We start from the raw sequence: 14,819 nt of genomic DNA, 5'->3' as shown, positions 1-14,819 counted from the left end.
GCCCCCAGGCCCCCCTCAGACCACATGAACGACTCTCGACTTACGAAAGAGGGCTTGACGACCAGTGCTTGACGTCAACTTCTTCGACGAGCTCCGCATCGGCCTGGCCACCGCCGACGACATCCGCCAGTGGTCGCACGGCGAGGTCAAGAAGCCGGAGACCATCAACTACCGCACCCTGAAGCCGGAAAAGGACGGGCTCTTCTGCGAGAAGATCTTCGGCCCCACCCGGGACTGGGAGTGCTACTGCGGTAAGTACAAGCGCGTCCGCTTCAAGGGCATCATCTGCGAGCGCTGCGGCGTCGAGGTGACCCGCGCCAAGGTGCGCCGCGAGCGGATGGGCCACATCGAGCTGGCCGCCCCGGTCACCCACATCTGGTACTTCAAGGGCGTGCCGTCCCGCCTGGGCTACCTGCTCGACCTGGCGCCGAAGGACCTCGAGAAGGTCATCTACTTCGCCGCCTACATGATCACCTGGGTCGACGACGAGCGCCGCCAGCGCGACCTGCCGTCCCTGGAGGCGCACGTCTCGGTCGAGCGCCAGCAGATCGAGAACCGCCGCGACTCGGACCTCGAGGCCCGCGCCAAGAAGGCCGAGACCGACCTGGCCGAGCTGGAGGCCGAGGGCGCCAAGGCCGACGTGCGCCGCAAGGTGCGCGAGGGCGCCGAGCGCGAGATGAAGCAGCTGCGCGACCGCGCGCAGCGCGAGCTCGACCGCCTCGACGAGGTGTGGGCCCGCTTCAAGAACCTCAAGGTCCAGGACCTCGAGGGCGACGAGCTGCTCTACCGCGAGCTGCGCGACCGCTTCGGCACCTACTTCTCCGGCTCGATGGGCGCGGCGGCCCTCAAGGACCGCCTGGAGACCTTCGACCTGGCGGAGGAGTCCGAGCGCCTGCGCGAGATCATCCGCACCGGCAAGGGCCAGAAGAAGACCCGCGCGCTCAAGCGCCTCAAGGTCGTCTCCGCGTTCCTGCAGACCACCAACAAGCCCAACGGCATGGTGCTGGACTGCGTCCCGGTCATCCCGCCGGACCTGCGTCCGATGGTGCAGCTGGACGGTGGCCGCTTCGCGACCTCCGACCTGAACGACCTGTACCGCCGCGTGATCAACCGCAACAACCGCCTGAAGCGCCTTCTCGACCTCGGTGCCCCCGAGATCATCGTGAACAACGAGAAGCGCATGCTCCAGGAGGCCGTCGACGCGCTGTTCGACAACGGCCGTCGTGGTCGCCCGGTCACGGGCCCCGGCAACCGCCCGCTGAAGTCCCTCAGCGACATGCTGAAGGGCAAGCAGGGTCGTTTCCGTCAGAACCTGCTCGGCAAGCGAGTCGACTACTCGGCCCGTTCGGTCATCGTCGTCGGCCCGCAGCTCAAGCTGCACCAGTGCGGTCTGCCCAAGGCCATGGCGCTGGAGCTCTTCAAGCCGTTCGTGATGAAGCGCCTGGTCGACCTGAACCACGCGCAGAACATCAAGTCGGCCAAGCGCATGGTCGAGCGTGCCCGTCCGGTCGTGTGGGACGTGCTCGAAGAGGTCATCGCCGAGCACCCGGTCCTGCTGAACCGTGCGCCCACCCTGCACCGCCTCGGCATCCAGGCCTTCGAGCCGCAGCTGGTCGAGGGCAAGGCCATCCAGATCCACCCGCTCGTCTGCACCGCGTTCAACGCGGACTTCGACGGTGACCAGATGGCCGTCCACCTGCCGCTCTCCGCGGAGGCGCAGGCCGAGGCCCGCATCCTGATGCTGTCCTCGAACAACATCCTGAAGCCGGCCGACGGTCGCCCCGTCACCATGCCGACCCAGGACATGGTGCTCGGTCTGTTCTTCCTGACCTCGGACCGCGACAACGTGAAGGGCGCCGGCCGCACCTTCTCGTCGACCGCCGAGGCGATCATGGCCTTCGACGCCCGCGACCTGGACGTCCAGGCCCCGATCGAGCTGCGCCTGCCGGCCGGCACCGTCCCGCCGCGCGGCTGGACCGCCCCGGTGGACGAGGACGGCCAGTCGAGCTGGTTCGACGGCGAGCCCTTCCGCCTGACCACCACCCTGGGCCGCGCGCTCTTCAACGAGCTGCTGCCCGAGGACTACCCGTTCGTCGACTACGAGGTGGGCAAGAAGCAGCTCTCCGCGATCGTCAACGACCTGGCGGAGCGCTACCCCAAGGTCGTCGTCGCGGCGACCCTGGACAACCTGAAGGCGTCCGGCTTCCACTGGTCGACCCGCTCGGGTGTCACCGTCTCGATCTCCGACGTCGTCGTCCCGCCGAACAAGCCCCAGATCCTCGAGGGCTACGAGGCGAAGGCGGAGAAGGTCCAGCGTCAGTACGAGCGCGGCCTGATCACCAACGACGAGCGCAAGCAGGAGCTCATCGGCATCTGGACCCAGGCGACCAACGAGGTCGCCGAGGCCATGAACGAGAACTTCCCGAAGACGAACCCCATCTTCATGATGGTCGACTCGGGTGCTCGTGGAAACATGATGCAGATGCGCCAGATCGCCGGTATGCGTGGTCTGGTGTCGAACGCCAAGAACGAGACCATCCCGCGACCCATCAAGGCGTCGTTCCGTGAGGGTCTGTCCGTGCTGGAGTACTTCATCTCCACCCACGGTGCCCGTAAGGGTCTGGCCGACACCGCCCTCCGTACCGCCGACTCCGGTTACCTCACCCGTCGTCTGGTCGACGTCTCCCAGGACGTCATCATTCGCGAGGAGGACTGCGGCACCGAGCGCGGCCTGAAGCTGGCGATCGGCTCCGTGGGTGCGGACGGCGTGCTGCGCAAGGCCGACGACGTCGAGACCAGCGTCTACGCCCGCATGCTCGCCGAGGACATCACGGTGGACGGCAAGCTCCTTGCCACCGCCAACACCGACCTCGGCGACGTCCTGATCGACGAGCTGATCCGCCACGGCATCGGCGAGGTCAAGACCCGCTCGATCCTGACCTGTGAGTCGGCCGTCGGCACCTGCGCCATGTGCTACGGGCGCTCGCTGGCCACCGGCAAGCTGGTCGACATCGGTGAGGCGGTCGGCATCATCGCCGCCCAGTCCATCGGTGAGCCCGGTACCCAGCTGACCATGCGTACCTTCCACACCGGTGGTGTGGCCGGTGACGACATCACCCAGGGTCTGCCGCGTGTCGTCGAGCTCTTCGAGGCCCGTACCCCCAAGGGTGTGGCCCCGATCTCGGAGGCGCAGGGCCGGGTCCGCATCGAGGACACCGAGAAGACCCGCAAGCTGGTCGTCACGCCGGACGACGGCACCGACGAGATCGCCTACCCGGTCTCGAAGCGTGTGAAGCTGCTCGTCAGCGAGGGCGAGGCGGTCGAGGTCGGCCAGAAGCTGACCATGGGTGCCACCAACCCGCACGACGTCCTGCGCATCATGGGCCAGCGTGCCGTCCAGGTCCACCTGGTCGCCGAGGTCCAGAAGGTCTACAACTCGCAGGGTGTGTCGATCCACGACAAGCACATCGAGATCATCATCCGGCAGATGCTCCGCCGCGTGACGATCATCGAGTCGGGCGACGCCGAGCTGCTGCCCGGCGAGCTGGTCGAGCGCGGCCGCTTCGAGCAGGAGAACCGCCGCGTCGTCGCCGAGGGCGGTCACCCCGCCTCCGGCCGTCCGCAGCTGATGGGTATCACCAAGGCCTCGCTGGCCACCGAGTCCTGGCTGTCGGCCGCCTCCTTCCAGGAGACGACCCGGGTCCTCACCGACGCGGCGATCCACGCCAAGTCGGACCCGCTGCTGGGCCTCAAGGAGAACGTCATCCTGGGTAAGCTCATCCCGGCCGGTACGGGCCTGCCCCGTTACCGCAACATCCGGGTCGAGCCGACCGAGGAGGCCAAGGCCGCGATGTACTCGGCCGTCGGCTACGACGACTACGACCTGTCGCCCTTCGGCGCCGGCTCCGGCCAGGCGGTTCCGCTGGACGACTACGACTACGGCCCGTACACCGGCTGAGTCGCGCAGCACTGATCGCAGGGCGGTCACCCCACGGGGTGGCCGCCCTGCGGCGTTCCCGGGGGCCGCCAGGGGCTGCCAGGGGCCGCAGGGGGCCGCCAGAGGCTGCCAGAGGGGCGTGGGGGAGGCCGGCCGGTGGGGCCGCCCGGGGCGCGGACGGAAGCCGATTAGGTCATTCGGCCGAAGTCGCGTAGAGTCATGTTTACCGACGCGGGGTGGAGCAGCTCGGTAGCTCGCTGGGCTCATAACCCAGAGGTCGCAGGTTCAAATCCTGTCCCCGCTACAAAGAGAAGGGCCCGGAGGCATCAAGCCTCCGGGCCCTTCGGCATTCCCGGGGCCGGACGGCTCCGTCGTACGGGGGAGGGGCGGGAACCGCTCCGGCGGGGGAGGCGGTCGGGGCGGCCGCCGAGGGAGGGTTCCCGGTGTCGGGTCGACGGGCTTTCGAAGGAGCCGGGGATGAAGCGGGTGCTGGGCGCGGTGGCGATCACGGCGGGGGTACTGGTCGGGATGTCGGCCTGCCTGCCGTTCGGGGACGACGCGGAGCACCGGACGGTGAGCTACGGGGTGGCGGGGCCGGTCCGGGAGCTCGTCGTGGAGGGGGCCGACGGCGGGGTGGTGGTGCACGGGGGCGGTGACGCCGTGCACGTGGTCGAGGAGCAGGACTACCGGGGGGACGCGCCGAAGAGCACCCACGAGGTGACGGACGGCGTGCTGAGGCTGACGTACGACTGCGACTCCTGCGGGATCGGGTACACCGTGCAGGTGCCCGCAGGGACCAGGGTGCGGGTGAAGGAGGGCAACGGCGGCGTCAAGCTGTCCGGGCTGGCCGGCGAGGTGGACGCCGAGGTGACCAACGGCGGGGTCGAGGCCGATGGGCTGCGGGCCCCGCGGGTGCGGCTGACCACGGTGAACGGGGGGGTGCGGGCCGACTTCGCCGCGGCGCCGTCGAAGGTCGAGGCGAGCACCACCAACGGCGGGGTGCGGTTGCGGGTGCCGGCCGGGGAGGCGTACGCGGTGGACGCCAGGGCCTCGGCCGGCGCGGTGGACCTGGGCATTCCCTCGCAGCCGGGCGCGGCGCGCAGCATCAGCGCCCGGGCGGAGACCGGCGGTGTGACGGTCAGCGGTGTCTGACCTGGGCGTTCCGCAGGCGCTGCCGGTAGGGCATGATCTCCTCCGCGGGGGCGGCGTCCCCGGCTACGGGGGAGGGACCGGGGTGGAGCGTGCGGTACGCCTGCGCGGCCGGGTGGACGGGTTCGGCCCGTACCTGCCGGACTCGCTGCTGGCGGTGGCGGCGGCCGGGGTCGCGCTCTGGGCGGTGTCCCAGGACACCACGGTGCGCCCGTGGTGGGTCCACCTGCTCGCGGTGGCGACCGCGCTGCCGCTGCCCTGGCGGCGCCTGAGGCCGCTGACGGTGCTGGCGCTGGCGACGGCGCCGTCGCTGGTGATCTCGGTGGTGGCGCACTCGGCCAACCCCCAGGTGCCGCTGTCCGGGGTGGTCGCCCTCTACACGGTGGCGGAACGGTCCTCGGAGCGGGTGCGGTGGAGCGTGCTGGCGGTGGTGGTGGTCGGCAACGTGCTGGGCACCCACTCGCCGAACGGCGCGCTGTTCAGCCTGGTCACCTCCGTCGGCACCTTCGTGTTCGGCTCGCTGGTGCGCGCCCAGCGGCAGCTGGCCCGGGTGCAGGCGGAGCGGGCCCGGGAGGCCGGCGAACGGGCGGCGAGCGACGCGGCCCGGGCGGTGGCGGAGGAGCGGGCCCGGATCGCCCGGGAGATGCACGACATCCTGGCCCACGCCGTCTCGCTGATGGTGATCCAGGCCGAGGCCGGGCCGGTGGTGGTGCGCAGCGATCCGGACCGGGCGGTCCGCGCGTTCGACACCATCGCCGACGCGGGCCGGGACGCGATGGTCCAGCTGCGGCGGGTGCTGGGGGTGCTGAAGGACCCGGAGGCGGGCCGGCAGCTGGCGCCGCAGCCCCGGCTGGCCGAACTCGCCGGGGTGGCCGACCGGGTGCGCGCGGCGGGGCTGCGGGTGGATCTCGAACTTCCGGGGCAGGAGGGCCCGCTGCCGGCCGACGTGGAGACGGCGGCGTACCGGATCGTGCAGGAGGCGCTGACCAACACGGTCAAGCACGCCGGGGCGGACCGGGTCGCGGTCCGGGTGCGGCGGGCCGGGGAGGTGCTGGAGGTGGTGGTCTCGGACAACGGCCGCGGGGTGCCGGCCGCGGCCGGCCGTGCGGTGGTCGGCTGGTCCGGCGGCCGCGGGCTGGTCGGCATCCGGGAGCGGGCGGCGGCCTGCGGCGGGCGGGCCGAGGCCGGGCCGGGGCCGGAGAGCAGGGGTTTCCTGGTGAGGGCCCGGCTGCCGCTGGGCACGGGCGGGGTGGTGGAGAGGATGGACGAATGACGCCGATCCGGGTGGTCGTCGCGGACGACCAGGAGCTGGTGCGGGCCGGGTTCGGGATGATCCTGGACGCGCAGCCGGACATCGAGGTGGTGGCCGAGGCGTGCGACGGTGCCGAGGCGATCGAGGCGGTGCGCGCGCACGGCCCGGACGTGCTGCTGCTGGACGTCCGGATGCCGGTGATGGACGGGCTGGAGGCGGCCCGCCGGGTGTGCGCCGAGTTCCCGTCGACCAAGGTGATCATGCTGACCACCTTCGACGTCGACGACTACGTCTTCGACGCGCTGTACGCGGGCGCCAGCGGCTTCCTGCTCAAGGACGTCCGGCGGGACGACCTGGCGCACGGGGTGCGGATGGTCGCCTCGGGGGAGGCGCTGCTCGCGCCGTCGGTGACCAGGCGGCTGATCGGCGAGTTCGCGGCCCGTCGGCCGGGGGCGCCGGAGCGGGCGGTGCGACCGCCGTCGCGGCTGCTGGAGCAGCTGACCCTGCGCGAGCGGGAGACGCTGCGGCTGATCGCGCGCGGGCTGTCCAACGCCGAGATCGCGGCCGAGCTGGTGGTCAGCGAGCACACGGTGAAGACGCACGTCAGCAATGTGCTGAGCAAGCTCGGGCTGCGGGACCGGGTGCACGCGGTGGTGTTCGCGTACGAGGCCGGGGCGGTGGTGGCGGGGGAGTCCTGACGGGCTCCCCCGTGCGGGGGAGGCGGCCGGTTCACCGGTGCGGGTGATCCGGGACGAGGGCCCCGGCCGGGAGGCTCTGCGGTGTCGGAACGGACCACACCGCTGGAGACCATCGGATGAACGCCGCCCTGGATGCCCGGAACACCCACCCCACCCGCACCAACCGCCCCACTCGCCTCAGCGGCCTCACGCCGTACGCCGTCGTCGGCGCCCCCGCCCTGATGGCCCTCTACGGCGGCATCCGCCTGGTGCCGGGCTCCCGGGCGCCCGGCCCCGGCTGGACGGCGGGGCACACCGCGATGCTCGCCGGGCTGCTGCTGTTCGCCCCCGTCCTCCTCGCCCTGCACCGGCGGCTCTCCCCGCGCGGCACGGCCGGGCGGACCGCGGCCGGGGCGGCACTGGGGACGGCCCTCGCGGGGCTGCTCTGCTCGCTGGCGCAGATCGGCATCGACCTGGTGGTGGGGCTGGCGGCGGCGGACAAGGCCGAGCAGTCGCGGCTCTTCGACCGGGTCCAGGACTTCCCGGGCGTGCTGCCGGTCGTCTACCAGGTCGGCCCGCTGCTCTTCTACGTCGGCCTGCTGGCGCTGCTGACCGCCGCCGCGGCGGGCCGCTCCCGGGCACTGCGCTGGTGGAGCCCGGTGCTGGCGCTGCTCGGCACCCTGGCCTCGGGCGTCGACCTGGCCCTCGTCCCGCTCGCCGCCGCCTGCTACCTGCTCGCGCTCGCCCCGCTGGCCCGCCCGGCCTCCGCGCCGCGCGCCGCCCTGGCCTGAAACGCGCGTCCTGGCCCGAAGCGGGCCCCGGCCCGGCGCCCCCGGATTTTCGGTGGCCGGTCGTGGGCCGGGAGCCGTACGGTCCGGGGTATGAACGCGAAGCGCCCCCTGATCGCCGTGCTCACCGGCGCGGGCATCTCGACGGACTCCGGCATCCCCGACTACCGCGGCCCGCAGGGGCTGTGGCAGAAGGACCCGTCGGCGCAGGAGCTGGTCACCATCGGGCCGTACCTGGAGGACCCGGAGGTCCGGCGGCGGGCCTGGCGGATGCGGCTGGAGACGGGCGCGCTGGGCGCCGAGCCGAACGCCGGGCACCGGGCGCTGGTCGACCTGGAGCGCTCCGGACTGCCGCTGCGGGTGCTCACCCAGAACATCGACGGGCTGCACCAGAGGTCCGGGCTGACCGCCCGCAAGGTGCTCGAACTGCACGGCAACGTGCGGGAGACGCAGTGCCTGCGCTGCCGGGTGGTCGGTTCGATGGCGGACGCGCTGGAGCGGGTCGGGGCGGGCGAGCCGGACCCGGCGTGCCGGGAGTGCGGGGGGATCCTCAAGCCGCGCATCGTGATGTTCGGCGAGAACCTGGACCCGGAGGTGCTCGGGCAGGCCGACGCGGTCGCCCGGGCCTGCGACGTCTTCATCGCGGTCGGCACCAGCCTCCAGGTGTTCCCGGTGGCGGGGCTGCCGTACAACGCGGTGCGGACCGGGGCGAAGCTGATCATCGTGAACGGCGAGCCGACGCCCTACGACGAGGCCGCGGCCGAGGTGATCCGGGAGCCGATCTCGCAGGCGTTGCCGAAGCTGGTGCGCCGACTTGTCCTGGAACGGGCCTGAGCGGGGGCCGGAAGGGTCATGTTCCCGGACGTACCGCGTGCGTACGATGATCTTTCCGGCTTCCCCCCTCCTGGCCTGGAGTGATCGACCGATGACGACGACGGCGAAGTTCGACCCCTGGTCGGCGGCCTTCGTGGCCCACCCGTACGACGCGTACGCCGAACTGCGCGAGCACGCGCCGGTGACGTACTTCGAGCCCACGAACCAGTGGCTCGTCTCGCGCCACGAGGACGTCAGCGCCCTGCTGCGCGACCGGCGGCTCGGCCGCACCTACACCCACCGCTTCAGCCACCAGGAGTTCGGCCGCCCCGAGCCCGACCCGGCGCACGAGCCCTTCCACACCCTCAACGACCACGGGCTGCTCGACCTGGAGGCACCCGACCACACCCGGCTGCGTCGGCTGGTCTCCAAGGCCTTCACCCCGCGCATGGTCGAGGGGCTGCGCCCCACCGTGCAGCGGCTGGCCGGCGAACTGGTCGACGGGCTGCTCGCGGCCGGCGGCGGCGACCTGATCTCCGCCGTCGCCGAGCCGCTGCCGGTCGCCGTGATCGCCGAGATGCTCGGCGTGCCGGAGGCCGACCGCCACCTGCTGCGGCCCTGGTCCGCCGACATCACCGGGATGTTCGAGCTCAACCCCACCGAGGAGACGGCCCGCCGGGCCGTCACCGCGAGCATCGAGTTCTCCGACTACCTGCGCACCCTGATCCGCGAACGCCGGGGCAACCCCGGGACGGACCTGATCAGCGCGCTCATCCAGGCCCAGGAGGGCTCCGACGCGCTCAGCGAGCAGGAGATGATCTCCACCTGCGTGCTGCTGCTCAACGCCGGCCACGAGGCCACCGTCAACACCACCGGCAACGGCTGGTGGGCGCTGTTCCGCAACCCCGGGGAGCTCGCCCGGCTGCGCGGCTCGGTGGACGCCCTGCTGCCCACCGCGATCGAGGAGCTGATGCGCTGGGACACCCCGCTGCAGATGTTCGAGCGCTGGGTGCTGGAGGACATCGAGGTCCGCGGCGTCACCATCCCGCGCGGCGCCGAGATCGCCCTGCTCTTCGGCTCCGCCAACCGCGACCCCGAGCGCTTCGCCGACCCGGACCGCCTCGACCTCGGCCGCACCGACAACCCGCACATCACCTTCGGCGCCGGAATCCACTTCTGTCTGGGCGCCCCGCTCGCCAGACTGGAGCTCACCGAGTCCTACGGCACGCTGCTGCGCCGGGCCCCGGGCCTGCGGCTGGTCCGCGAGCCCGAGTGGAACCCGGGCTACGTGATCCGCGGGCTCAAGGAGCTGTTGGTCGAGGTGTGACGGGAAGAGGGGGAGCTGCCGTGGGCAAGGCGACGGGGGCACTGCTGGGGTTGGCGATCGGCGACGCGATGGGCCGGCCGACCGAGTTCCAGGACATCGAGCGGATCGCCGCCGACCACCCCGACTGGCGGCGGCTCCCGCTGCCGAAGAAGGCGCTGGTCACCGACGACACCCAGATGACGCTCGCCCTCGCCCGCGGCCTGCGCACCGCCCTGGCGCGCGGGACCCTGACGCCCCTGCGGCTGGAACGGCCGGTCCGCGAGGAGTTCGTCGACTGGTGGCGCTCCCCGCAGAACAACCGCGCCCCCGGCATGACCTGCCTGCGCGCCTGCCAGCGGCTCAGCCACGACGAGTACCGCTGGCAGCAGGCCAGCGACATCGGCTCCAAGGGCTGCGGCGCCAACATGCGGGTCGCCCCGGTCGGGCTGATCCGCGACCTGGACGCCCGGCAGCTCTCCGGCGCCGCCCAGCTGCAGTCCGCGCTCACCCACGGCCACCCGACCGCGCTCGCCGCCAGTGACCTCACCGCGTACGCCGTGCGCAAGCTCGCCGAGGGCGTTGCGCCCGCCGCACTGCCCGCGGTGCTGCGGGCGTACGCGCTGGCGAACCGCGAGCGGTACGACGCGTTCTGGCTCGGCGACCTCGCCGACCACTGGTACGGCGCCTCCCCGCAGGCCGTCATCGCCCGCGGCTGGGACGACTGCCTCCAGGTGCTCGACCGGCTGGACGCGGCGCTCGCCGCCCCCGACGTCGAGGCCGACCCGTGCCTGGCCACCGGCGAGGGCTGGGTCGCCGAGGAGGCCTTCGGCACCGGCCTGCTCTGCTTCCTGCTGCTGCCCGACGACCCGGTGGCGGCCGTCCGCCGGGCCGCCTGCTCCAGCGGCGACTCCGACTCGCTGGCCTGCCTGACCGGCGCCTTCGCCGGCGCCCACCACGGCGAAGCGGCCTGGCCGGCCGACTGGGTGGAGCGGATCGAGCACCGGGACGAACTGCTGGAGTTCGGGGCGCTCTGGGACTGAGCCGGGGCGCGCCGGCCGGGCGGAACCGGCGGGCGGGGCGGCACGTCGAAGGGCCATGACGAACCGCAGCACCGCAACCCGTCGCACCCTCCGCCGCCCGGCGGCGCTGCTCCTCGCGGCCGTGCTCGCCACGCCGCTGCTCGCCGGCTGCGGCAGCACCGGGGCCGCCGCGCCCGTGGAGCTCCGGGCGTCCGCGACCGTGAGCCGGCCGGCCGTCGACCCGGCCCAGGTGGCCGCCACCGCGACCGCCACCGACGCCTTCGGCCTGGACCTCCTGCACGCCCTGACCGGCGAGCCGGACGCCGCCGGGAGCAACCTCGTGGTCTCCCCGTCCGGCCTGGCCACCCTGCTTGCCATGCTGCTGCCCGGAGCCCGCGGCGCCACCGCCGGGGAACTGGCCGAGGCCCTGCACACCGGGCTCGACCCGCGGCAGTACGCGCTCGCCACCGGCGCGCTGAACCGGCCGGTCCCGGCCACCGACAAGCTGACCCTGCGCCGCAGCGACGACGTCTGGACCCAGCAGGGCCTGGCCGTCGCGCCGGACTACCTCGCCACCCTCGGCGCCGCCTTCGACGCCGGGGTCCACCAGGCCGACTTCGCCAAGGACCCGGACGGGGCCCGCAAGACCGTCAACGCGGCCGTGGAGAAGGCCACCGACGGCCGGATCAAGGACCTGTTCGGCTCGAACGGGATCACGTCGAGCACCCGGCTGGTGCTCACCGACGCGCTGTACCTCAAGGCGAAGTGGGCCTCCGCCTTCAAGCCCTCGCACACCGCCGACCGCCCGTTCCGCAAGCTCGACGGCTCCGCCCCGGCCGTCCCCACGATGGGGCAGACCGGGGAGTTCAAGTACGCCGACGGCTCCGGCGGGATCGTCGGCGAGCCCTGGCAGGCCGTCGAGCTGCCCTACGCGGAGGGCGGGCTGGTGATGGACCTGATCGTCCCCGCGCAGGGCGGCTTCGCCGCGTTCGCCAAGGGCCTGGACCAGCCCCAGCTCGACCGCATCCTCGGGGCCCTCGCCGAGCGGCCGGTCGACCTCCGGCTGCCGCGCTTCCACTTCGGCACCTCGAAGGAGCTCACCCCCGCGCTGCGCTCGCTCGGCGTGCGGGCGGCCTTCGACGCGGCCGACTTCGGCGGCATCGCCAAAGACCCGCTGGCCGTCGGCACGGTGGTGCAGAAGGCCACGATCGAGGTCGGCGAGGACGGCACGGTCGCGGCGGCCGGCAGCGGTGCCGGGATGGAGGTGATGGCGGTGCCGAACGCCGAACGGCCGGTCCAGCTGTACGTCGACCGGCCGTTCCTGTTCCTGATCCGGGACGCCCGGGGCGGCGCGCCGCTGTTCCTCGGCCAGGTCACCGACCCGCGGGCGGGGTAGTCACCGGGCCGGGTGGTCACCAGGCGGGGTAGCGCCCGCCGAGCCCGGGGTGCAGCGGGTCGCGGCTGCCGAACAGCACCAGCAGGTCGTCGGCGACCTGCCGCAGCTCGGACCGGCCCTCGACCGCCCCGGCCCACTCGGGGGGCAGCGCCGCGGCGCCGTACGCGGCCCCGACCAGGTTGCCGCAGACCGCGCCGGTCGAGTCGCTGTCCCCCGAGTGGTTCACCGACAGCAGCAGCGCGGTGCGCACCGGGTCGGGGTCCAGGGTGGCCGCCAGCAGCGAGTACACCGCGATGGCCAGGCACTCCTCGGCGATCCAGCCGAGCCCGACCCGCTCCACCGTCTCCGCGGCCGGCTCGGCCTCCTGGGCCAGCCGCACCGCCCGGGCCAGCGCCTGGACGGTCTCCTTGGAACTCGGCAGCTCGCGGATCTGCTCCACCGTCTCGCCGACCGCCGCCCACGGCTCGGTGCCGTCCGCGAGCCGCTCGACCAGGGCCGCGAAGGCGCCGGCCGCGAGGTAGCCGGTCGGGTGTCCGTGGGTGAGCTGGGCGCACTGCACCGCCAGCCCGAAGGACTGTTCGACACCGAGCCGGGCCAGCCCGAACGGCGCCGAGCGCATCACCGTGCCGCAGCCCTTGGAACCCGGGTTGATCGGCCCCAGCAGCCCGATCGCGGACGGCGCCTCGAACACCGGATGCTCGGTCACCCCGCTCAGGCAGGCGTTGCCGGGCGCCCGCCGCGCGTACAGGAAGGGCCGGCTCAGCAGCCAGCCGTCGTACGGGCGGGGCTGCGGCTCGGTGTCCGGCGCGCCCTGGTACTGGGTCCGCAGCCAGCGCCGGTAGGCGCCGTGGACGGCCTCCGGCACCGAGCCGCCGCCGCCCGTCCAGCCGCGGACGAAGCCGCGGATCAGGCCCTCGGCGGTGAACAGCGTCATCTGGGTGTCGTCGGTGACCTCGACCGGCCCGGGCCCGGCCGGCAGCGTGGTCACGCCCTGCGGCCCGTACCGGTCCTGGATCTGGTGGAGTTGCCGGAACTCCACCGGCCAGCCCAGCGCATCGCCGATCGCTCCGCCGAGCAGCGCTCCGCGCACCCGGTCCCGGTACCCTGACTCCGCCGCCGGATCCGTCACGTCGCGTCCCCCTTCGTTCGTGGCGGACTACGTTCTATCAGGTCCCCGGGGAATGATCGGCGGGACGGGTCCTACCGGCGGATCGCACCGGCGCGTCCGTGCAGCGCGGCCCGGTCGGCGGCGGCGCGTCCGGCCGCCCAGCCCACGCCGTCGCTGACCCGCACCCGCTGCGAGACCAGCTTCGGGAACAGCCGGTCGACCTGCTCGTCCACCGCCTCGGAGCGGGCGGCGAGCGCGGGCAGCAGCCGCTCGTCCGGCAGCAGCTGCTCCTCGGTGCCGTCCTCGCGCAGGTGCCGGCCGGCCGCGGCGGCGCTGGTGGCCCGCTCGGTCGCGGCGGTCAGCCGCTCGCGGATCCGCGCCGCGTACGCGACCAGGAAGGACTGCCGGAACGCCTTGCTGCGCGAGTCCTTGCGGGAGCCGGCCTTGTTGAGCGCGTGGGTGGCCTGCACCAGCAGCGAGGTGTAGAGCAGCTCGACGCCGTCCAGGTCGCCGTCGAAGCCGACCACGGTGCAGAAGCCGAACTCCTTCGCCCACACCACCCGGCACCGGTTGGCCGCCGCGACCGCGTCCAGCAGCATCGTCTTGGGACCCTCGTACGGGTTGTCCACCCCGATCCGCAGCGCCGCCGGGGTGTCGCGGTCGTCGCCGGCCGCGGCCAGCAGCGCGTCGTCGATGCTGTGCTGGGCCATCAGCTGCTGGGCCTTGGCGGTCAGCGCCTCGGCCTCCTCCGGGTACTCGGTCGACTCGGCCTTGGCCAGCAGCGCCCGGATCCGCGCCAGCATCCGCGGCTCGCCGGTCACCGGCGCCGAGTGCCGCCCCCGGACGGCCTGCCCGGGGGCGGGCCCCACCGGGGCGATCGGCGGCAGCCGGCCCCAGGTGCGCAGCAGCTCCAGGACGGCGGTGGCGAGCGCGAAGCGGTCCAGCCGGTGCCGGTGGGCGAAGGCACCGAGGTACTCCTCGTCGCCGGACCACCACACCTCGGCCTCCAGCTCGCGCAGCTGCTCCCGCCAGCGCCGGTCCAGGCCGGCTGCGGGGTGGCGGCGGTCCTCGGCGGCGATCAGGTCCACGGCGAGGGCCAGGTGGACGGGCTGCAGCTCGCGCCGTACCACCCGGGCCAGGTCGGCCGGCCGCCATCCGGCGGACCAGCAGCGGCCGACGGCGGTGTCCGCGTGGCCGAGCACCGCCCGGCTCACCTCGGGCCACTGCCCGGCCGAGGCGGCCAGCAGCGAGGCCCCGGTGTCCAGGGCGAGGTCCAGTGCGTCCTCCGGTGCCGTCAGCACCGACCGCACCGCCTGCTCCAGCAGCGGCCCGGCGGTCCCGGCCTGCTGCGCGCGCTCGCCCACGGTGTGTCCC

11 protein-coding genes and 1 tRNA gene are annotated in these 14,819 nt (G+C 73.3%); 10 read left to right on the top strand and 2 right to left on the bottom strand.

The features are described from left to right. The first annotated feature begins 64 nt into the window (after nt 1–64). The 10 genes from ACWGJO_RS09430 to ACWGJO_RS09385 all read left to right on the top strand — a co-directional run bounded on the left by ACWGJO_RS09430 (nt 65) and on the right by ACWGJO_RS09385 (nt 12,337). Nucleotides 65–3,958 carry a DNA-directed RNA polymerase subunit beta' gene (locus ACWGJO_RS09430; protein WP_380538571.1) on the top strand — a complete coding sequence of 1,298 codons (3,894 nt, stop codon included), beginning with the start codon at nt 65–67 and terminating at the stop codon, nt 3,956–3,958. 209 nt (nt 3,959–4,167) lie between these two features. Next, nucleotides 4,168–4,241 (top strand) — tRNA-Met (locus ACWGJO_RS09425). 173 nt (nt 4,242–4,414) lie between these two features. After that, on the top strand, nt 4,415–5,089 hold the full coding sequence (locus tag ACWGJO_RS09420; protein ID WP_452182884.1) for a DUF4097 family beta strand repeat-containing protein: 675 nt from the start codon (nt 4,415–4,417) through the stop codon (nt 5,087–5,089). 82 nt (nt 5,090–5,171) lie between these two features. Next, nucleotides 5,172–6,359, top strand: a complete 1,188-nt coding sequence (locus ACWGJO_RS09415; RefSeq protein WP_452182883.1) for a sensor histidine kinase — start codon at nt 5,172–5,174, stop codon at nt 6,357–6,359. Beyond that, nucleotides 6,356–7,036, top strand: coding sequence for a response regulator (locus ACWGJO_RS09410; RefSeq protein ID WP_452182882.1), 681 nt, complete (start codon nt 6,356–6,358; stop codon nt 7,034–7,036). Before ACWGJO_RS09415 ends, ACWGJO_RS09410 begins: the two co-directional genes overlap by 4 nt. Nucleotides 7,037–7,152: 116 nt before the next feature. Continuing rightward, nucleotides 7,153–7,806, top strand: a complete 654-nt coding sequence (locus tag ACWGJO_RS09405) for a hypothetical protein (RefSeq protein WP_452182881.1) — start codon at nt 7,153–7,155, stop codon at nt 7,804–7,806. 90 nt (nt 7,807–7,896) lie between these two features. Then, nucleotides 7,897–8,637 carry an SIR2 family NAD-dependent protein deacylase gene (locus ACWGJO_RS09400; protein WP_380538563.1) on the top strand — a complete coding sequence of 247 codons (741 nt, stop codon included), beginning with the start codon at nt 7,897–7,899 and terminating at the stop codon, nt 8,635–8,637. 91 nt (nt 8,638–8,728) lie between these two features. Beyond that, nucleotides 8,729–9,943 (top strand): cytochrome P450, encoded by a 1,215-nt coding sequence (locus tag ACWGJO_RS09395; protein ID WP_387686256.1) that lies wholly within the window; start codon nt 8,729–8,731, stop codon nt 9,941–9,943. A gap of 20 nt (nt 9,944–9,963) precedes the next feature. Beyond that, the gene (locus ACWGJO_RS09390) at nt 9,964–10,962 is read left to right on the top strand and encodes an ADP-ribosylglycohydrolase family protein (protein ID WP_452182880.1); all 999 of its coding nucleotides are present in this window, start codon (nt 9,964–9,966) and stop codon (nt 10,960–10,962) included. 55 nt (nt 10,963–11,017) lie between these two features. After that, a complete protein-coding gene (locus tag ACWGJO_RS09385) occupies nt 11,018–12,337 on the top strand; it encodes a serpin family protein (protein WP_452182879.1) in 1,320 nt (439 codons plus the stop codon). 16 nt (nt 12,338–12,353) lie between these two features. Here the strand turns inward: ACWGJO_RS09385 and ACWGJO_RS09380 are convergent, their stop codons facing one another. Next, a complete protein-coding gene (locus tag ACWGJO_RS09380; protein ID WP_452182878.1) occupies nt 12,354–13,466 on the bottom strand; it encodes an ADP-ribosylglycohydrolase family protein in 1,113 nt (370 codons plus the stop codon). Between the two features lie 71 nt (nt 13,467–13,537). Continuing rightward, complete coding sequence (locus ACWGJO_RS09375; protein WP_452182877.1) at nt 13,538–14,809, bottom strand: DUF2786 domain-containing protein; 1,272 nt, start codon at nt 14,807–14,809, stop codon at nt 13,538–13,540. Between the last annotated feature and the right edge of the window lie 10 nt (nt 14,810–14,819).

The organism is Kitasatospora sp. NPDC054795 (assembly GCF_053611565.1).
The sequence above is the reverse complement of the archived record's forward strand: the minus strand, read 5'-3'. Positions and strand labels throughout refer to the sequence as shown.

What these genes read in the sequence shown, in the direction of transcription:
- ACWGJO_RS09385 (WP_452182879.1), top strand. Translation starts at nt 11,018, where the DNA reads ATGACGAACCGCAGCACCGCAACCCGTCGCACCCTCCGCCGCCCGGCG.
- ACWGJO_RS09405 (WP_452182881.1), top strand. Translation starts at nt 7,153, where the DNA reads ATGAACGCCGCCCTGGATGCCCGGAACACCCACCCCACCCGCACCAAC.
- ACWGJO_RS09395 (WP_387686256.1), top strand. Translation starts at nt 8,729, where the DNA reads ATGACGACGACGGCGAAGTTCGACCCCTGGTCGGCGGCCTTCGTGGCC.
- ACWGJO_RS09420 (WP_452182884.1), top strand. Translation starts at nt 4,415, where the DNA reads ATGAAGCGGGTGCTGGGCGCGGTGGCGATCACGGCGGGGGTACTGGTC.
- ACWGJO_RS09410 (WP_452182882.1), top strand. Translation starts at nt 6,356, where the DNA reads ATGACGCCGATCCGGGTGGTCGTCGCGGACGACCAGGAGCTGGTGCGG.
- ACWGJO_RS09400 (WP_380538563.1), top strand. Translation starts at nt 7,897, where the DNA reads ATGAACGCGAAGCGCCCCCTGATCGCCGTGCTCACCGGCGCGGGCATC.